At 62.4% G+C, this 17,114-nt stretch carries 12 protein-coding genes; 4 read left to right on the top strand and 8 right to left on the bottom strand.

Going from position 1 to position 17,114, the window contains the following annotated elements; all coding sequences use genetic code 11:
• Positions 1–26: 26 nt before the first annotated feature.
• Positions 27–1,217, top strand: coding sequence for a TIR domain-containing protein (locus RB623_RS22730; RefSeq protein WP_308059291.1), 1,191 nt, complete (start codon positions 27–29; stop codon positions 1,215–1,217).
• A gap of 152 nt (positions 1,218–1,369) precedes the next feature.
• On the opposite strand, the gene RB623_RS22725 is transcribed toward RB623_RS22730, so the two are convergent.
• On the bottom strand, positions 1,370–2,236 hold the full coding sequence (locus tag RB623_RS22725; protein WP_308059290.1) for a bile acid:sodium symporter family protein: 867 nt from the start codon (positions 2,234–2,236) through the stop codon (positions 1,370–1,372).
• 166 nt (positions 2,237–2,402) lie between these two features.
• On the opposite strand from RB623_RS22725, the gene blaOXA reads away from it, so the two are divergent.
• Positions 2,403–3,194, top strand: a complete 792-nt coding sequence (gene blaOXA / locus RB623_RS22720; RefSeq protein WP_308059289.1) for a class D beta-lactamase — start codon at positions 2,403–2,405, stop codon at positions 3,192–3,194.
• 36 nt (positions 3,195–3,230) lie between these two features.
• Here blaOXA and RB623_RS22715 read toward each other — a convergent pair whose 3' ends face one another.
• From RB623_RS22715 to RB623_RS22685, 7 genes are all read right to left on the bottom strand, one after another.
• Positions 3,231–5,369 carry a calcium-binding protein gene (locus RB623_RS22715; RefSeq protein WP_308059288.1) on the bottom strand — a complete coding sequence of 713 codons (2,139 nt, stop codon included), beginning with the start codon at positions 5,367–5,369 and terminating at the stop codon, positions 3,231–3,233.
• 175 nt (positions 5,370–5,544) lie between these two features.
• Entirely contained in the window at positions 5,545–5,802 is a 258-nt protein-coding gene (locus RB623_RS22710; RefSeq protein WP_308059287.1) for a DUF1127 domain-containing protein, read from the bottom strand.
• A 727-nt stretch (positions 5,803–6,529) separates the two neighbouring features.
• Complete coding sequence (locus RB623_RS22705; protein ID WP_308059286.1) at positions 6,530–7,096, bottom strand: dihydroxyacetone kinase subunit L; 567 nt, start codon at positions 7,094–7,096, stop codon at positions 6,530–6,532.
• A gap of 35 nt (positions 7,097–7,131) precedes the next feature.
• Positions 7,132–8,130, bottom strand: a complete 999-nt coding sequence (locus RB623_RS22700; protein ID WP_308059285.1) for a dihydroxyacetone kinase subunit DhaK — start codon at positions 8,128–8,130, stop codon at positions 7,132–7,134.
• Positions 8,131–8,164: 34 nt separating this feature from the next.
• A complete protein-coding gene (locus RB623_RS22695) occupies positions 8,165–9,184 on the bottom strand; it encodes an ABC transporter permease (protein WP_308059284.1) in 1,020 nt (339 codons plus the stop codon).
• An 87-nt stretch (positions 9,185–9,271) separates the two neighbouring features.
• Positions 9,272–10,738 carry a sugar ABC transporter ATP-binding protein gene (locus RB623_RS22690; RefSeq protein ID WP_308059398.1) on the bottom strand — a complete coding sequence of 489 codons (1,467 nt, stop codon included), beginning with the start codon at positions 10,736–10,738 and terminating at the stop codon, positions 9,272–9,274.
• Between the two features lie 102 nt (positions 10,739–10,840).
• Positions 10,841–11,866, bottom strand: coding sequence for a sugar ABC transporter substrate-binding protein (locus RB623_RS22685; protein ID WP_374121729.1), 1,026 nt, complete (start codon positions 11,864–11,866; stop codon positions 10,841–10,843).
• A 472-nt stretch (positions 11,867–12,338) separates the two neighbouring features.
• On the opposite strand from RB623_RS22685, the gene RB623_RS22680 reads away from it, so the two are divergent.
• Both RB623_RS22680 and RB623_RS22675 read left to right on the top strand, forming a co-directional pair.
• Complete coding sequence (locus RB623_RS22680) at positions 12,339–14,576, top strand: calcium-binding protein (RefSeq protein WP_308059282.1); 2,238 nt, start codon at positions 12,339–12,341, stop codon at positions 14,574–14,576.
• A 308-nt stretch (positions 14,577–14,884) separates the two neighbouring features.
• A complete protein-coding gene (locus tag RB623_RS22675; RefSeq protein ID WP_308059281.1) occupies positions 14,885–17,041 on the top strand; it encodes a PBP1A family penicillin-binding protein in 2,157 nt (718 codons plus the stop codon).
• Positions 17,042–17,114: the final 73 nt, after the last annotated feature.

Below are 17,114 nucleotides of genomic sequence, written 5' to 3'. Positions count from 1 at the left end.
CAAAGATTCGACGTCGAGGACGCATCTTGAAGATTTTCCTTGGATATCCTTCCGAACACGAGAAAGTCGCGTGGAAAGTCTATGGGTTTCTCAACGAGAAGGGAGACGACGTGTGGTTCGACAAGGAATCGCTCGTCGCCGGAACAGACTGGGATAGGGAACGCGACAAGGGACAGCGGGAAGCGGAACTTGTCATCCACCTATGCTCAGAAGCCATCCTCAAACGGTCTGGCGTAGTAAACCGGGAAATCCGGCAGACGTTGCGGCTCGTCGAGGACCAGCCGCTGGGAGCGCTCTATGTGATCCCGATCCGGCTCGAACCGATCAAGCTGCCCGTCGAACTCACCCGCTTCCAGTATTTTGATTTCGGCGACGACTGGAAGGAGCGCCTGTCAGAAGGTGTTGAGAAGCGGCGGGCGCAACTGTCGGGCGACGCGCCTAAACCGCCGAGGCAGCAGACTGTGATCGAGCAAAGGTCGTTAAAGGGATCACAGAAAATCGAGTTCGATGACATCACCAAGTCCTACGAATGTCGTGGAGAATACCTCCACTACGACGAGGAAGGACTGTACTGGACTTACCTGAACGGCGCGATCGCCTCCGAGGTACTGGAAGGGTTTTACGGAGCCCGCAGCGATTTCAAGAGACTCTTTGTCGAAGACGGCGAAGAGATGAACGAGAATGGCCAAAAGCATGAATGGTCGATCAGCACGGAAGAATTTTTCCGTTCCGATGATATGTTGTCCCTGAGATTCTATTCATACATCGGTTTTGTTGGTGCTGCACACCCTAATCACTACATCACGACACTAAATTTCTTTGGAGAGGATGCTGGATCGCTCGATATCCAGAATCTGCTCGGACATTCGGCAGAGTTCGCGCAGAGAGTCATAGCCTACTGCGAGAAGATCATCCTCGCGGAGTTCGAAGGCGAGATCGGCAAGAACTCCTTCTTCGAAGGCTATAAAGAAACCGAGGACGACCTCTGGAAGTTGCTTGGGCAGTTCGGATTCGACAGGAAGGGACTGACCTTCAACTTCTCGCCTTATGACGTCCTACCATTTGTTTTCGGTTCGCACGAAGTACAAGTACCCTGGCGCTTCCTCGAAGGCCTGATCTCGGATGACTACAAGGACATCATTGAGAAGCTTACGAACCGGCAGCAGGCCATGCCGAGCGGCTCGCTTCGCGAGCCCTTCCCCCAAGAGGGAGGGTAAGCCGGCCGCGCCACTCACACTTGTCGGATGATAGCTGAAACCTACCAGACCATCGTCACGCCGTCAGGGACTTTTTTCCTATCATTCGCAAAAAAGCCCAAGAGCGAGAGGTTCGGGTTCGGAACCGAGCTTCGTTCGCTCGGCAATGCCGCTCATGCCGGCGCGCCGCGATTGAGCGCCCAGACAAAAAAACCGCCGACGATATAGGCCACCAGCCCATAGGCCGCAGGCGGGATCGCCATTTCGGGATTGTTCAGCATGTATTGGCTCATCGCCAGCGCGATCACGAGCGCGGCGTTGTGCACGCCGGTCGACATGGCGAGCGCGACAGCCTGCCGGCGATCGACCCCGAGCATGCGCGGCACGAAATAGCCGAGCCCAAAACTCATCAGGCTGAAGACCAGCACGAGCGTGCCAACCGAAAGCCCCCACGTGGCCAGCAGCCTCCATTGCCCTATCAGTGCGGCCAGGACGACCGCCGCCAGGAACAGCGTCGCCAGCAGCTTCACCGGCCGGTCCATGCGCTTGGCGAGCGCGGGATGTTTTCCGTGGATGAAGGCGCCGATCAGCGCCGGAACGATGGCGATCAGGAATATCTGCAGCACCTGACGGAATTCCAGCCTGACGGCAGTCGCCTCGCCGTAAAAGGTCGTCAGCGAGAGATTGGCGACGATCGGAAGGGTGGCCATCGCCAGAAGCGAGCCGACCGCTGTCATGGCAAGGCCGAGCGCCACGTCGCCGCGCGCAAGATGCGTAAACAGCGCGGCCGAGGTTCCGCCGGGACTCGCGGCCAGCAGCATCATGCCGACGCAGATCGCCGGCGGCAGGCTGGAGACATAGACCAGCGCAAAGCACAGCGCCGGCAAAAGAATAGCCTGACAGACGAGCCCGACGATCAGTGGCCCCGGCCGCGCCAGCACGCGAGTAAAATCTTCGAAGCGCAGCGACAGGCCGAGCCCAAGCATGATTATGCACAGGGCCACCGGAAGGCCGATGCTCAATGCCGGACTTGACTGCATGCGCGCGCTCCGGGTTCGAGGCGCATAATAGTTCTGAGAAATCTCCGAAGTCTTACCGCGATCCCGCCATGCCGGCGCCCGGTTCGAACGGATGATGACTCATCTCCGCTTAACCCTCGCCCGCTATCCCTGCCTCGGCGGGCCCAATCAGACATGGAAACGGAAAATGCGTATCCTGATCGCTCTTGCCCTGGCGCTGCTGCCCGTCTCGGCCCAGGCCAAAACCCTATGCACGGCGCTGGCCGACGCCGCCACCGGAAAGATGCTCATGCAGGAGGGCGATTGCGAAACGCGGGTCACGCCGGCTTCGACCTTCAAGATCGCGCTCGCCCTGATGGGCTACGATTCCGGTTTCCTGAAGGACGAGCACACGCCGCTGCTGCCGTTCAAGGAAGGCTATCCGGACTGGATCAAGGCATGGCGCACCGACACCGATCCGGCCGCCTGGATGAAAAAATCCGTCGTCTGGTATTCGCAGCGGATCACCGAAAACCTCGGTGAAGAGCGTTTTCGCGCCTATACCCAATCGCTCGGCTACGGCAACGAGGACGTTTCCGGCGATCCGGGCAAGAACAACGGGCTGGAGCGCTCGTGGATCGGCTCGTCGCTGAAGATCTCGCCGGCCGAGCAGGTCGGCTTCCTGCGCAGGCTGGTGCGGCGCGAGCTGCCGGTCTCGCCGGCCGCCTTCGACATGACCGCCGCGATCACCGCCCAACCACCGCTGCCCGGCGGTTGGGAGCTGTACGGCAAGACCGGCTCCGCCTTCTTGCGCAAGCCCGACGGCTCGCAGGACCGCACCCGCGCCTATGGCTGGTTCGTCGGCTGGGCGGCGCGCGGCGAGCGCTCGATCGTCTTCGCCCGCCTCATCCAGACCGAAAAGCGCGAAGCCATCGGCTCCGGCCTCGTCGCCCGCGACACATTTCTGAAAGAACTGCCGGGGCTGCTGCCGAAATCCTGAGCCGGCCGCGGCCGGCTCGACCGAGACGACGACACCTCAGATGATGAAGAAGTCGCCCGCCGTCAGGCCCGGCGCTCCGGTGAGGGTGGCGATGACGGTCACCCCGCCGGCGGCGGAGCCGTTGGCGTCGTAGCGCAGGATGCCGGTGTCGGTCTCGTAGACGAAGCGCTGGTCGAGCGTCGTCGCAACGCCGGTCGCATTCGCAACGAAATATTTGGCGGCGAGCGCACCGTTGGCGAGACCGCCGAATACATCGCCCTCGAAACGCAGCGCATCGTTGTTGCCCGTGGAATTGCGGAACTCGCGGATGGTGTCGCCGCCGTCGCTCAGCGCCAGATAGTCGAACCTGTCGTTGCCGGTCCCGCTGCTGAGCGTATCCTTGCCGGCGCCGCCGACGATCACGTCGTTGCCGGCGCCGCCGGAGATCGCATCGTTGCCGCCGCGCCCCTCGAGCTTGTTGATGCCGCTATCGCCGCGAAGCACGTCACCGAAGTTGGACCCGACTACCGCCTCGACCCCCAGTTGGTTGTCGCCCTCGGCGTCGCCGGTGCCGGCAAACGCCCCGTCGAGCGCGAAACGCACACCCTTGTCCGCGCTGGCGTAGCTGATGGTGTCAAAACCGTCGCCGCCTTCTAACCGGTCGCGCCCGGCGCCGCCGTCCAGTACGTCGTTGCCGGCCTCGCCGTGAAGCTGATCGTCGCCGCTCCCGGAGATCAGAACGTCGTTGCCGCCCCGGCCGCCGATGGCGTCCTTGCCGGCGCCGGTCTCGATCACATTGGCGAGGTCATTGCCGATGCCGATGAAATCGCCGGTCGCCAGCGAGGTCAGTTTTTCGAAATTGTCGCCGAGCTTGTAGCTGTTCAGGAAGCTGAGAACCGTGTCGGTGCCCTGGCCCGCAACTTCGATCACCACATCGCCGATGGCATCGACGACATAGACATCGTTGCCGATGCCGCCCTCCATGGTGTCGAGACCAGTGCCGCCATCCAGAAAATCGTTGCCGGTGCCGCCATAGAGCCGGTCGGCGTCGGCGCCGCCATAGAGCTGGTCGTTGCCGGTCTGGCCGAAAATGTCGTCCTCGCCCGCTTCGCCGAAGATCAGGTCGTCGCCGCGGACGATGACGACCGAATTGTCTTCGAAGGCCGTTTCGCCATAGATGCGATCGCTGCCTTCGCCGCCGTAGATGGTGTCGTTGCCGCCGACGACGCGAGCGCCGTTCTCGATCCGCTCGGCATCGCCGGAGATGACGTCGTCGCCACGATTGCCGCGCAGCCGGTCGTCGCCCGCATACAGGCGCCCGCCGGTGACATACTGGACGTCGCCGTAGATTTCGTCGCGCACCAGGCCGCCCTCGATCCGGTCGTCGCCGCCATAGACCAGCGTGTCGGAGTTCTGCGCGGCCGCGTCGCCGATCAGCGTTCCATGAAAATCGGGGCCGGCGGCGATGTAGTCGTTGCCGCCAATCAGTTGAGCCACCCGGCCCTTCATGCCTTCGACGATCACCACATCACCGACCGCCATTGCCTGGGCGTGTGTCGACTGGATGTAGATGGTGTCGTTGCCGCCTGTGAGCTTTCCGGAAGCAAAAAGGACTTCGGCATCGCCGGAGAAGGACTGGAACGCCGTGGTGGCGGCCCCGGTTATGTCGTCCACGCCGCCGCGGTAGTCGACGAGCGCGGAAGTCGTGCTCCTGCTTCCAACCTGGGAAACGTCGCCCATTGCGGTGGTGTTGGCATCGCCGGGCTGGATGATGTCATTGCCGCCGGTTGCGCCCGCCCGCGCGGAAATACCGTCGCCGAACAGCTTGAACTCGGCATCGGGACGGGCAGTCGTCAGCGAGGCGCCGGTGATGACGTCGTTGCCTTCCAGGAACCGCCAGAAACTGTCAGGCCCGGCGAGCAGGGCCTGTGGTTCGAGGGAGACGCCGGTGATGACGAGCTCCGGCCGGTTGGCGTCGTAGGCGCCGGTATCCAGTTCTATCTTGGTGACAGTGCCGGACACCGGCCGGCCGCCGCCATAGGTCATGTTCTCACCCTGCAAAACGACGGAACTCCCGGCGGGCGTGAGATAATTGAAGTAGAACGGCAGTGTCGCCCCCGCCGTGCCGAAGGTGACGAGGTTGGGGTCCGTCATGTCGAGGGACGCGGTTGCTTTGGTGAGATCCAGGGTAGCCATAGTGATAGTTCCTTTTGAAGTTGGTGATCCGGCAGCGAACACACGCGCCGCGACGGCCTCGGGCCGTTTGGGGATCGAACGAGTTGAATTGATTCAGGCGAGAAGACGCGGCGGAACGAGGCTGGCTTTCGAGCCGGCTTCGTTCTCCGCACCGGTGGCCGGGGAAATCAGCAGGTCATTCGCCGGATCGCCGTAGCCAGCCTGCGGACTTCGCCTTGGGGAAACGCATCGGGAATGAGATCTCGCAGCGCGTGATGCCGATGTCCTTCAGCATGTGGTCCGGCATCGCGCGCAGGCTGGCATGGCTCAGCCTGATGCGGTTCGCGCGCTGCACAAAACCCGTTGCCCGGCCGAATTTCGGCCCGAACGCGCGGGCGATCGTCATGACATCGAATATGCGGGAGGCGGGCTGCGTCCTCCTGGAAGTGTTCATTGTCTTTCTCCTTTGGCATCTTGCCTTGTGCCCTTAAGGAGACATGTTGAACCTTCAAACAAGTTCTAAAACTGTACCTCGTTAAAAAATCAATGATTACCTAGAATCGGCTCGCATCCGGAAATGCCGAATTCAACATTTCTTGTGCATCTTTCCAACCAAATCGTCGAAGGAAAAATCGAGGCACGCCACCGCGCTGCCGGCACGCTTCCCCGTGAAGTACCTATAGCGCTCACACGTCTCGGATGTTGGACGGTGGCTTGCTGATTGGCCAAACACCGCTGGGTTCTTCACCGGCTTTGGCTTCACCGCTGTCGAGGACTGGATTCCGGACACTCTCCGCTTCGCTTCGCTCGCTCACGAGGTCGGGAATGACGACAGACACGACCCGCCTCGGTTAATCTCCAACGTTGACGATTAGCTGAAACGGATAATGACTGTCGTTATTCCCGACCTCGTGAGCGAAGTGAAACAAAGCGGAGAGTGTCGGGAATCCAGGCCTCGGATTCGACGCTACAAAGGCGGTGCGGAATCCCCCGATGTCAGGCAGGCTGAAACCGACTCTTGGCATCATGCGTGCCGGGTGCGTGGTGCACGTGGCGACGCGGGCGTGCCCCGATGGTGGGGCACGCCCGCAGCCAGCCGATTCAGTTTCAGTATCGCCTGCGACCGGACCGAACACAGATGCGGGCAATCCGCGGTAAGGAGCTCCGTCGCTAGTCGCGCCTCAAACCGCGTCGATCATCACCTTGAACGCCACCATGCCCGGATCGTCCATGCCGATGGTGCGTTCGGCAAAAATCCGCGCCCGTCCGATCTTGTTCGGCCTGTCGCGGAATTCGGCCATCGCCCGGTCCGTGCCTTGCCGCAACGCCGCCAGCAGTTCCGCCGGATCGTCCTTGCCGGCCCCCGCCTTCGCCGCGCCCGAGACTGCGTCCATGACCGTCTTGTCGCCGAGGCTGGCCTTTCCGCGCGCCATCATCGCCTCGACTGCCTTGTCGAGAAAACCCGGCACCTCGTTCCAGGCCACCTCGGTCCGGCCCTTGGTCAGTTTCGCCGCCGCCATCATGCTGGTCGCCAGCAGCGTGCCGAAGCTCGAACTCGAAACCTTCGACACCGCGCCCGCCCCCTGCATCAGCGCCATGCCGACATCGTCCGGCCAGGCATCCTTGGTGCGGTCGAGTTCGCGAAACGCTTTTATCAGCGTGATCCCCAAATCGCCGTCGCCGATCTGCCCGTCGAGAGAGGTCAGTCTTTCATGCTCGGTTTCCAGCACCGCCAGAATTTTCGCCACGACACTTCTAAGTTGAACGACCGTCAGCCCCACAATCACACCTTCCAGAAGGCGCAGGCCGCCGGCGCGGTCAAAAACTTTTCCAGTTCGCCGTCCAGCGGCAGGACGGTCAGCGAGGCGCCCGCCATCTCCATCGAGGTCGCGTAGCGGCCGACCAGCGGATGGGCGATTTTCAGCCCCGCATCCTCGATCCGATCCGCGATGCGATCGTAGAGGATGAACAATTCCTCGACCGGCGTGGCGCCGAGGCTGTTCACCAGCACCGTCACCCGCTCTCCGCGCGGCAGCGACAAGTCCGCCAGGATCGGATCGAGCAGCGCGTCGGCTATGTCGTTGGCCGGCCTCAATTTTCCGCGCTTCACGCCGGGTTCGCCATGGATGCCCATGCCGACCTCCATCTCGTCGTCGCCTATTGAAAACGTTGGCTTTCCGGCCTGCGGCACGGTGCAGGGCGACAGCGCCACGCCCATCGAGCGGCAGCCGTCGGCTGCCTTCTGCGCCACCCGCGTCACCTCGTCCAGGTCCAGCCCGGCCTCCGCCGCCGCGCCGGCGATCTTGAATGTCAGCACCATGCCGGCGACGCCGCGCCGCTTCTCGCGCTCATTGAGCGGCGCGCTCGCCACGTCGTCGGCAAGCAGCACCGTGGTCGAGGAAATGTCATCGAATTCAACCATTTCGCCGGCCATGTCGAAATTCATGACGTCACCGCCATAGTTGCCGTAGAGCCGCAAGACCCCTGCCCCGCCATTGGCCTCGCGCATCGCGGTCGCCATCTCGTCGGCGGAGGGAGAGGCAAAGACGTCGCCGCAGGCGACCGCGTCAAGAAACCCCGGCCCGACATAACCGGTGAAAATCGGCAGGTGCCCAGAGCCGCCTCCCGAGACTATCCCTACCTTGCCCTGGATCGGTCCGTCTGCTCGAACAACAACCCGTGTCGTATCCTGTGCGAGGCGATAGTATTGCGGATAGGCGCGGCAGAGTCCGCGCAGCGTTTCCTCCGCATAACTGAACGGGTCATTCAAGATCTTCTTCAAGGCAATCCTCCGAAACGATGCCGCGCCGGGAAAATTACTCGCGCGCGCTTTCCCTGAGCTTCTGCGCATAGACATTGATCACCAGCGCCGCCAGCAGGATCAGGCCGCGGATCAATATCTTCAGGAAACTGTCGATCTGGATGTGGTCGAGCCCGTTGTTCAACACACCCAGCACCATCAGGCCAATAATGGTGTTGCCGATGCCGCCGCGCCCGCCGAACAGGCTGGTGCCGCCGACCACCACCGCGGCAATGGCGTCGAGCAGGAACGTGTCGAACTGGTTCTGCTGCGCCGAACCGAAATAGGCGACGCCGATCATGCCGGCGATGCCGGAGCACATGGCCGAAATCACCATGACCGCGCCGATGATCATCTTGACGTTGACGCCGGAAAACTCCGCCGCCTCGCGGTTTCCGCCGACCATGTACACGTAGCGGCCGAAGCGCGTGTAGGTCAGCACCAGATGCGCCACCAGCATGAACAGCAGACAGACGATGATCGACCATTTGACCCCGAGGATCGTGCCGGAGCCCAGCGTGGTGATCAGGTCGGGAAAATTGTAGGCGATCTGGCCGCGTACCAGCATGGCAGACATGCCGTTGGCTATCTGCATCATGGCAAGCGTCATGATGAAGGAAGGGATGCCGATGCCCACCACTCCAAAGGCGGTTACCAGCCCCAGCGTCAGGCAGGCCGCCAGTGTCAGGATGATGGCGATCCAGCCCTGCACCGGCAGGTTGGCGATGTTCACGTATTCCGGCTGGATGGTGAAATAGGCCACCAGGATCCCGATCGCGTTGGCGATCGCCGCCACCGACAGGTCGATCTCGGCGGTCAGGATCACGAAGGTCAGGCCGACGGCGATGATGCCGGTGATCGAGGCCTGGCTCAAAATGTTCATGAAATTATCGAAGGTGCGGAAGCTCTCGGCCTGGGTCGAGAAGAAGATGACCAGCACGATCAGCGTGAACACCGGCGCGATGTTGCGCATCTGCTCGGCGAGGAACCGCTTCAGTTCGAAGGGTTTTGGGCCGGTCTCGGTTTGCAAGGTCATTTCGAACCAGTTTCCCTCTGTACTGACTTACCTTGCCGATGCTTCACGACCAACATCCGCACGTCGGCCGACCTCTCGCTTCGACCCTTACGCCGCATCGAGCAGGTCCGTCTTGTCGATGTGGCCGCGCGTGAATTCCTTTGCCACCACGCCGCGCTTCAGCACCGTTACCCGGTCGGCCAGCGTCAGGATCGTCTCCGGCTCGGTCGACAGCACGAGGATGGCGACTCCACGATCACGCAGCGATTTTACGATGCGGATGACGTCCTCCTTGGCGCCGACGTCCATGCCGCGCGTCGGCTCCGACAGGATCAGCACCTTCGGCAGTTCGGTCAGCCATTTGGCCAGCGCAACCTTCTGCTGGTTGCCGCCCGATAGATTGCCGAGCGCGATCTCCGATTTCGGCGGCCTGATCTGCAGGTCCTGGATGTGCCGGGCGGCGATCTCCCGCTCCTTGCGCGGCTTGAGCAGGATCGGGTGGATGCGGCCGAGGATGGCGATGGAAATATTCTTGAACACCTGCTCGGTGCGGAACAACATCATGCGCCGGCTCTCCGGCAGGTAGGCGATGCCGGCGCGGCGCGCCGACGCCGTCGAGCCGAAGCGCACCGTCTTGCCGCTCAGCGCCAAGGTGCCCGCCCTGAGGCTGCCCTTGCCGAACAGCACGCGGGAAAGCTCCACCTGTCCGCAACCCATGAAGCCGTAGACGCCGGTGATCTCGCCGGCCCTGAGTTTCAGCGAAACGTCGCGGACCATCTGTCCGTCGCTCAAGCCGCTGGCTTCCAGCACGACGGGCTTGGCATCGTCGCCGCTGAGTTCCGAGCTTTCGCCCATATGCATGTCGGCCGCGCCGCGGCCGATCATGTGGGCGATGACGGAATCCTTGGTCAACGCCCGGGTTTGCTCGGTCACCACCTTGCGGCCGTTGCGGAACACCGTGACGCGGTCCGAGATCGCCAGCACGTCGTCGAGGAAATGCGAGATGAAAACGATGGTGCGGCCCTGGCTTTTCAGCCGCCGCAGCGCCTCGAACAGCCGCGCCACTTCCGGCGGAGACAGGGCGGAGGTGGGCTCGTCGAGAATGATGATCTTTGCGCCGGAAAACAGCACGCGCGACAATTCGACGAGCTGCTGGATGCCGACCGGCAGGCTGCCCATGCGAGCTGTCGGCTCGATGTCGAGACCGAGGCTTTTAAGCTGCACCCTCGCCTCGCGGCGCATGCGGCGCCAGTCGACGACGCCGCCGGCGACCAGCGGCTGGACGCCGAGGAAGACGTTTTCGGCCACCGTCAAATCCGGCACGATTGACAGTTCCTGGTGCACCATGCCGATGCCGGCAGCCAGCGCCTCGCCCGGCGAGCGGAAATGCACGCTCTTGCCGTCGACGCGCATGTCGCCCTCGAACCCGTGATGGACGCCGGCGATGATTTTCATCATCGTCGACTTGCCGGCGCCGTTTTCGCCGACCAGCCCGTGGATCTCGCCAGGCGCGAGGTCGAAATCGACGTCGCGCAAGGCATGCACGCCGCCAAAAGCCTTCGACACGCCGACCATTTCCAGGATCGGCGCGCCAGGCGAGGCGGCGGATGAATTGGCCGGGGGCTCGGTCGAGCCCCCGGCCGCTATCGAAGCGTTGTCAGCCAAAGTCGCGGCCGGTCAGATCAGAAAATTCTTCTGCAGCCAGAGATGGCCGGGAGCCGTCTCGGCGGTGATGACCGGACCGTCGGCCCAGATGTAGTTCGGGATATCCTTGCCGGTCTTCTCGCCGCCGTTGACCGCGGCCACGCCGGCCGCGACCGCCCAGCCATGGATGCGGCAGGACGGATTGCGCACGGTCGCGACCATGGTGCCGTCGAGAACGGCGTTGACCGCCGGCGGCATGGCGTCGACGCCGCCGATGAAGATGCCGGTGCGGCCCTTGGCCTTCATGACGTTGTGCGCGGCCAGCGCCATGTCGTCATTGTGGAAGAAGGCGCCGGCGATGTCCGGATACTTAGTCAGCAGCGATTCCCAGATGCGGGCAACCTTGGTGACGTCCCAATCCGCCGGCTGGTCGTCCACCAGCTTCACGTCCGGGAAGTTGGCGATGACTTCCTTGAAACCCTTGGCGCGGCCCTGGGCGCCGGTATGGCCGAGCGCGCCCTGGGTCATGACGACGTTGCCCTTGCCGCCGATCGCCTTCATCAACTGGTTGGTCACCACCGAGCCCATGAAGATGTTGTCCGGCGCGATGAAGGTGTGCAGCGCAAGCTGGCCTTCCGGCGCCATCATCGTGTCCATGGCGATCACCGGCGTACCGGCATCGATCACCTTCTTGATCGGGTCGTTGAGCGTGCCGATGCCAAACGTTTGCAGGGCGACGAAATCCCACTTCTGCGTGGCGAGGTTATCGACCGCGGCGCGCTGCTTGGTGGCGGACAGTTCACCGTCGAACCAGGTGATTTCGACATTCATGAGCTTGGCCCAGGCTTCCGCCGCCTGCTTGCCTTGCGCGCACCAGCTTGCCTGCAGGCCGGCATTGCCCATGGCGGCCTTCAGCGGCTTGGCCGAAGGCTTCAGTTCCTGCGCCATCGCCGGGTCGAAACCCGCCGAGCCGAGCAGCGCGCCGGCAAGCGCGGTGGCGCCGATCGCCTTGAAGATATCGCGGCGCGTCTTGGATTCCTCGATAAGATCGTCGAGCACTTGAATTCCTCCCATTGCCCCGGCCGCCCGGCCGGATCGCGTTACCATCCGTCGCGCCCGCAACCGGTTTCGGGAAGCACTCCTCTCGCTCGCCCAAGGGGTTTTCTGCGCGCCTCGAAAAATAGGGTCGAAACCGCTGAAAGGTCAACACGATAAGGTGCCGATTTTGTCGAATGCCAGTGGGGGTGAAAAATGTTGGACCTTGGGTATGGCGAACCGGACCTGACGCAGCGTCACATCACCGATTGCCCATTATATTGATCGAATTGACTGCCCTTGGAGAAATCCTCCAAACTGTGCGGTATTGGCTGCCGGAGCACCAACAAGACACAAAAAACCGGATATGCAAAATCTACTCAACGGTGCCTTGTCTTCGAAGATTGATGCGTTTATTCGATCTACAAGGCAGGGCACACGCCAATTTGTCCTTTGGTCTGATTTGGCGCAAACGACTCGAAAAAGGGGCTAAAACGTGGGGTTTCAAAGGGACGGCAGCGAATTTCTGGTTAACACTACGACTAATTGGGATCAGTATAATAGCAGTGTAACGGCGCTGAACGATGAGCGTTTTGTCGTTACCTGGACGGATTATTCAAAAATAGACACCGATATACGGGGACAAATCTTCAACACCGATGGCTCGAAGGCAGGTGGAGAATTTCTGGTCAATACCACAATCGCTGGAGATCAATATGGAAGCAGCGTGACGGCGCTGTCAGACGGACGATTTGTCGTAGCCTGGACGGACGAGAGCCAAACTGGAAACGACACCAGCAATACCGCCGTCCGCGCACAGTTCTACAACGCGAATGGTTCCAAAGCAGGTGCCGAACTCTTGGTCAACACCACTACGATGGGCGAACAGCGGGACCTCAGTGTCGCAGCGCTGACCAATAATCGCGTCGTCTTCACGTGGACAGACCGAAGCGATATGGATGACAATATCAATATCTTCGATATTCGCGGACAAATCTTCGGCGCCGACGGATTGAAAAAGGGTGGCGAATTCCCTGTCAATACGATCATTGAGGGCCAACAAACCGGAAGCCACGTGGCCGCACTAGCTGACGGCCGCTTCATAGTTACCTGGTTTGATCTCAGCCTAGGTGGTGGAGACGGTAGCGATTCCGCCGTGCGCGCGCAATTGTTTAATGCCAATGGCTCAAAGGCTGGCGGGACCTTCCTGGTAAACACGACAACTAACAATTTCCAGGGTGGGCCAAGCGCGATAGGCTTAACCGATGGCCGCTTCGTCGTCACTTGGACCGATGAGAGCAAAACAGGTGGTGATTTGAGCTCAGAGGCCATTCGAGGACAAGTCTTCAATGCGAACGGCTCCAAGGCAGGAGGCGAATTCCTGGTCAACAGCACAACCGAGCGTGCGCAAAACAGCAGCAGCACAACGGCCCTCAAGGACGGTCGTTTCGTTGTTACTTGGACAGAAGAGAGTCAGTTCGACCGCGACCCTTATTTCGCAGTCGTGCGCGCACAAGTCTTCGCAGCCGATGGTTCGAAAAGCGGCCGCGAGTTCATTGCAGGCACAACCACGAAGGGTCAACAAAGCAGTAGCGTAGCCGCGCTGACCGATGGTCGTTTTATCATTAGTTGGACGGACCTAAATGGCACCGGCGGAGACAGCAATGGCAGGGCCGTGCACGCACAGATATTTGACGCCACACGCTACATCGGCGATGCCACAGCCGAAAACGTCACCGGTGGTGCCTTCGCCGACACGTTCACGGGCCTAGGTGGAAATGACGCGCTGGGGGGGGCCGCTGGCAATGACAAACTGTTCGGCGGAGACGGCATCGACCTTCTCATCGGCGGCCTCGGCGCCGACTACCTCAGCGGCGGAACCGGCCGCGACACCGCCTCCTATGCGCAAGCTGTCGTCGCCGTCAGAGTCAACCTCGCCGATGCCTCGCTCAACGCCGGCGAGGCCAAGGGCGACACGTTCAACTCCATCGAGAACCTCGAAGGTTCGGCCTTCAACGACACGCTGGAGGGCAATGCCTCCGCCAACCATATCGAGGGCGGTGCCGGCACCGACACGCTCAGCGGCCTTGCCGGCGACGACAGGCTCTCCGGCGGCGACGGCAACGACACACTGCGCGGCGGCCTCGGCGCCGACTACATCAGCGGCGGGGCCGGCACCGACACCGCCTCCTACAAACTCGCCACCGCCGGCGTCGCCGTCAGCCTTGCCGACCCCTCTCTCAACGCCGGCGAGGCCAAGGGCGACACATTCTCCTCCATCGAAAACCTGTTCGGCTCGGATTTCAACGACACGCTCGCCGGCAACGGCGCCAGCAACGCGATCCAGGGCGGGCTGGGCAACGACACCATCCGCGGACTGGGCGGCAACGACAAGCTCACCGGCAATTCGGGCAAGGACATTTTTGTCTTCGACACCGCGCTCAACGCCGCAGGCAATGTCGACGCGATCGCCGATTTCAAGGCTGTCGACGATACGGTCAATCTGGAAAACGCCGTGTTCAAGGCGCTGACGGCGACCGGGGCGCTGGCCGCTACCGCCTTCAGCGCCAACACGACCGGCCTTGCCGGCGACGCCGACGACCGCATCGTCTATGAGACCGACACCGGCAAACTCTTCTACGACGCAGACGGCAATGGTGCGGGTGCCGCCATCCACTTCGCCACGCTCACTGGACTGCCGGCTATTGCGGCGGGGGATTTCCAGGTCGTGTAGGCCCCGACGAGCGCCGGCCCCGACGCTCCCGAAATGCTGCCTCCTGAGGCGCGGCAACTCACCTTGCCGCGCCTTTGCGCCAGCAACGCCGTGCGACGCCTGGGCTGGCCAAACTGTCCCGGGCAGCGTTCGCGCATCCATCCGCCAGGCTCCAGCCCGATTCACCGCTCCGTCGAAAAATCCCCGCGCCGGCATCGCCTGCGCTTGCCTTCATCCCGACTTTTCGCCGATAAAACGCTGAATTTCTTCGCCCTGAAAATGCCTGCATGGGCAGGAAATGTAGTCGCGTAACAGGCCGGGCGCCCTTGATGGACGATCCACTGAGCCAAAACAGACCCAAGGTGCCGAAGGCCGGCATCCTGCTCGCCATCGACGCATGGATCGATTCCACCGTCTACGAGACCGGCTTCAGGCTCGGCGAAGCCTACGAGAACCTCACCATATTCTTCCGCCGTTTCCGCGTCTCGGGCTGGCGGCGTGTGCCGGTCGAAATCTTCGGCGAGATCGTGGCGCTCGGCGCGGCCGGGTCGGTGGTGATGCTGGCGCTGGCACTGCCTGCCTTCGAGGAGACCAAGGGCGACTGGCGCAGGCAGGGCGACTTCGCCGTCACCTTCACCGACCGCAACGGCAAGGAGATCGGCCAGCGCGGCATCATCCAGCGCGATTCCGTGCCAGTCGACGCGATGCCGGACCATGTCGTAAAGGCGGTGCTCGCCACCGAGGACCGCCGCTTCTACGAGCATTACGGCATCGACTTTCCCGGTCTGGCGCGCGCCATGACCGAGAACCTGCGCGCCAATTCCGTGGTGCAGGGAGGTTCCTCGATCACCCAGCAGCTCGCCAAGAACCTGTTCCTCTCCAACGAACGCACCATCGAGCGTAAGGTCAAGGAGGCGTTTCTGGCGATCTGGCTGGAGGCCAACCTATCCAAGAAGGAGATCTTGCAGCTCTATCTCGACCGAGCGTATATGGGCGGCGGCACGTTCGGCATCGCGGCCGCCGCCGACTTCTATTTCGGCAAGGAAGTGAAGGATTTGAACCTCGCCGAGGCGGCGATGCTAGCCGGCCTATTCAAGGCCCCTGCGAAATACGCGCCGCACATCAACCTGCCGGCTGCGCGCGCCCGCGCCAATGTGGTGCTCGACAATCTGGTCGACAGCGGCTTCATGACCGAGGGCCAGGTTCTGTCGGCCCGCCTGCATCCTGCCGACATCGTCGACCGCGGCAAGCAGAACAGCCCCGACTATTTCCTCGACTACGCCTTCGACGAGGTGAAGCGCATCGCCGGGCCGACCGGCCACCGCTCCGTCGTGGCGCGCACCACCATCGACCTCGACCTCCAGCGGGCGGCGGAGGAATCGCTCGAATTCAACCTGCGCCAGCACGGCAAGGACTATCGCGTCAGCGAGGGTGCGATCGTGGTGCTCGACACAGACGGCTCGGTGCGCGCCATCGTCGGCGGCCGCGACTATGGCGAGAGCCAGTTCAACCGCGCCACCCGCGCCCTGCGCCAGACCGGCTCGTCGTTCAAGCCCTATGTCTATGCCACCGCCATGGAGCACGGTTTCAAGCCGGATTCGATCGTTTCCGACGGGCCGATCAACTGGGGAGGCTGGCAGCCGAAGAATTACGGCCGCAGCTATTCCGGCCGCACCACGCTGGCCTCGGCGCTCATCCGCTCCATCAACACCGTGCCGGTCAGGCTCGCCAAGGACCATCTGTCGATCCCGCCGATCAAGGCCATGGCCGAGGCGATGGGCGTCGAATCGCCGCTCAACGGCCACAAGACCATGGTGCTTGGCACCTCGGGCATGACGGTGATGGACCAGGCGACCGGCTACAACACCTTCGCCAATGGCGGCTTTGCCGGCACGCGCCACGCCATCCTGCAACTGTCGACGCATTCGGGCGAAGTCTTCTACGAATATGCGCGCGATGCACCTCGCCCGAAACGCGTCCTGTCGGAACAGGCGATGAAGTCGATGAACTCGATCCTGGTGCAGATTCCCGAGGTCGGCACGGCGAAACGCGCCGCCCTGCCCTACATCCGCTCGGCCGGCAAGACGGGCACGACGCAATCCTACCGCGACGCCTGGTATGTCGGCTTCACCGGCAACTACACGGCCGCCGTCTGGCTCGGCAATGACGACTTTTCGCCCACCAAGGAAATGACCGGCGGCTCGCTGCCGGCCATGGTCTGGCAGCGGCTGATGATCTATGCGCACCGCGACGTCGAACTCAAAGCCATCCCGGGCATCGAAAAGCCCTTCGTCGACGCCGACATTGCGGCCCGCGCCGCCGAGGCCGAAAAACGCCGCCTCGCAGAAGCCGCAGCCGGCACGTCGCCCAGCCCCGCAGTGCTTTCGGGCGCGACCACGATTTTTTTGCGGGAACTCGCCAAGACGTTTCGCGACGCGCCCGTCATCGCGCTGCCGAAGGAGCCGGAGACGCTGTCGGCGTTGTGAGGCGATTGGGGAAGCACGCATGAGGGCACGCTCCGGGAAAACTACGGCGCGGGGAGGGCCGTTGCAGGCTGCT

The sequence above is a fragment of the Mesorhizobium sp. LHD-90 genome (genome assembly GCF_030929505.1).
In the GTDB taxonomy this organism is placed as follows: Bacteria; Pseudomonadota; Alphaproteobacteria; order Rhizobiales; family Rhizobiaceae; genus Kumtagia.
This window is presented reverse-complemented; position numbering and strand designations above follow the sequence as displayed.